The 2,006-nt window shown below is 67.6% G+C and carries 2 protein-coding genes; both read left to right on the top strand.

The window, feature by feature from the left end; translation table 11 throughout:
* On the top strand, window positions 1-775 hold a 775-nt coding region (locus D3H34_RS32065; RefSeq protein WP_147400562.1), incomplete at its 5' end, for an ABC transporter ATP-binding protein.
* Complete coding sequence (locus tag D3H34_RS32060) at window positions 772-1,614, top strand: ATP-binding cassette domain-containing protein (RefSeq protein ID WP_119558808.1); 843 nt, start codon at window positions 772-774, stop codon at window positions 1,612-1,614. The genes D3H34_RS32065 and D3H34_RS32060, both read left to right, overlap by 4 nt.
* The last annotated feature ends 392 nt before the right edge of the window (window positions 1,615-2,006 follow it).

The raw sequence follows: 2,006 nt of genomic DNA, 5'->3' as shown, positions 1-2,006 counted from the left end.
GGAGCTCGTGGGCCTGCCGGAGAAGCAGATGTGCCAGATCCGCGGCAACCGCATCGGCATGATCTTCCAGGAGCCGATGACAGCGCTGAACCCGGTGCACACGATCGCGCGCCAGGTGGGCGAGCCGCTGATGCTGCACCGCGGACTGACCAAGGCGCAGGCGCGTAAGGAAGCGCTGGAGCTGCTCGAGCGCGTGGGCATTCCCGATGCGGCTTCGCGCCTGGATGCTTATCCGCACCAGTTCTCGGGCGGGCAGCGCCAGCGCATCGGCATCGCGATGGCGCTGGCCTGCGGGCCCGATCTGCTGATCGCGGACGAGCCGACCACGGCGCTGGACGTGACGATCCAGAAGCAGGTGCTCGATCTGATCCAGAAGCTGGTGGCCGAGATGGGCATGGCGCTGATCCTGATCTCGCACGACCTGGGGGTGATCTCTCAGACGGTCTCGAAGATGCTGGTGATGTACGGCGGCAGCGTGGTCGAGAGCGGGCCGACCGAGGAGGTGTTCGCCCGGCGCGCGCATCCCTACACGCAGGGGCTGTTCGCGGCGCGGCCGGTGATCGGTGCGCCGCGTGGGGTGCGCCTGCCCACGATCCGTGGCAGCGTGCCGGAGCTGGTGGACATTCCTCGCGGCTGCGGCTTTGCGGGTCGTTGCGCCTACACGGTGGATGCCTGCCACGCCACGCGCCCACCCGCCACGGTGTTGCCGCCGGACCATGCGGTGCGCTGCATCCGGCTCGAGGAAATTGCGGCCATGGAAGCCGTTGCGTCATGAATCCATCGCCCGCCTCTGCTGCTTCATCGCCTCCGCTTCTGCAGGTGACCGACCTCGTGCGGCACTACGCCCTGCCCCGCGAGAAGCTCTTCGGCCCACCGCCTTCTGTGAAGGCGCTCAACGGCGTGAGCTTCGCAGTGCAGGCCGGCAAGAGCATGGGCATCGTGGGTGAGTCGGGCTCAGGCAAGTCGACCATCGCGCGCCTGGTGATGGCGCTGGACACGCCGACCTCGGGCCGCGTCGAACTCGAAGGGCGCAACCTGCATACGCTCTCGAAGGCCGACCTGCGCACGGCGCGGCGCGACTTCCAGATGGTGTTCCAGGACCCGTACGGATCGCTCGATCCGCGACAGACCGTTGCACGCATCGTGGCCGAACCGCTCGAAGCGCTGGCCGAGACGCGCCGTGCCGAGCAGCGTGAACGCGCCGCCGAGACACTCGCGGCCGTGGGCCTGCGCACCACGGACCTGGACAAGTACCCGCACGAGTTCTCGGGCGGGCAGCGACAGCGCATTGCGATCGCACGTGCGCTGATCACGCGCCCCAAGCTCATCGTCGCCGACGAGCCCGTAAGTGCGCTCGATGTCTCCGTGCAGGCCCAGGTGCTCAACCTCATGCAGGACCTGCAGCAGCAGTTCGGCATCAGCTACCTGCTCATCAGCCACGACCTGGCGGTGGTCAACCACCTGTGCGATGACGTGTGCGTGGTGTTCAAGGGGCAGATCGTGGAGCAGGGACCACCGACCGAGCTGTTCCACCACGCACAGCATCCGTACACCCGCACCCTGCTGTCGGCGGTGCTGCACACGCCCGCCGGCGGCGCGTTGCGCGCGGCCTGAAGCCCCTTGCGCCACCGAGGCGCGGCCTCGGACAGATCGGTCATGAGCATCTGGTGGCGCAACGCGCGTGCTTCGCGCAAGATCCCTCGCCCATCCGGGAACGTCCCGAGGAAAAACCGCCCGCGCCAGCGCACACCGGAGGGCCTGCTGCGAGAGAATGATTGGCAGCACTTGGCATCTTTCGTGCTGCGTGTCTTCCTTTCGTGGCGTTGCGCTTTCCCCCAGGGCACGGTGCACGCCGAAGCAGTCATTCGACACTGACCGTTTTCCGGAGATCACCCCGTATGTTGAATCGTCGCACCCTCCTTACCACCGCCGGCGCCACTGTCGCCCTGGCCACTCCGCTGGCCGGCATGGCGCAGGGCCGGAAGGACGCCATCGTGATCGGCATG

It is taken from the genome of Acidovorax cavernicola (genome assembly GCF_003581445.1).
The sequence above is the reverse complement of the archived record's forward strand: the minus strand, read 5'-3'. Positions and strand labels throughout refer to the sequence as shown.

Excerpts from the sequence above, each read along its gene's own strand:
- D3H34_RS32060 (WP_119558808.1), top strand. The coding sequence starts at position 772 with ATGAATCCATCGCCCGCCTCTGCTGCTTCATCGCCTCCGCTTCTGCAG.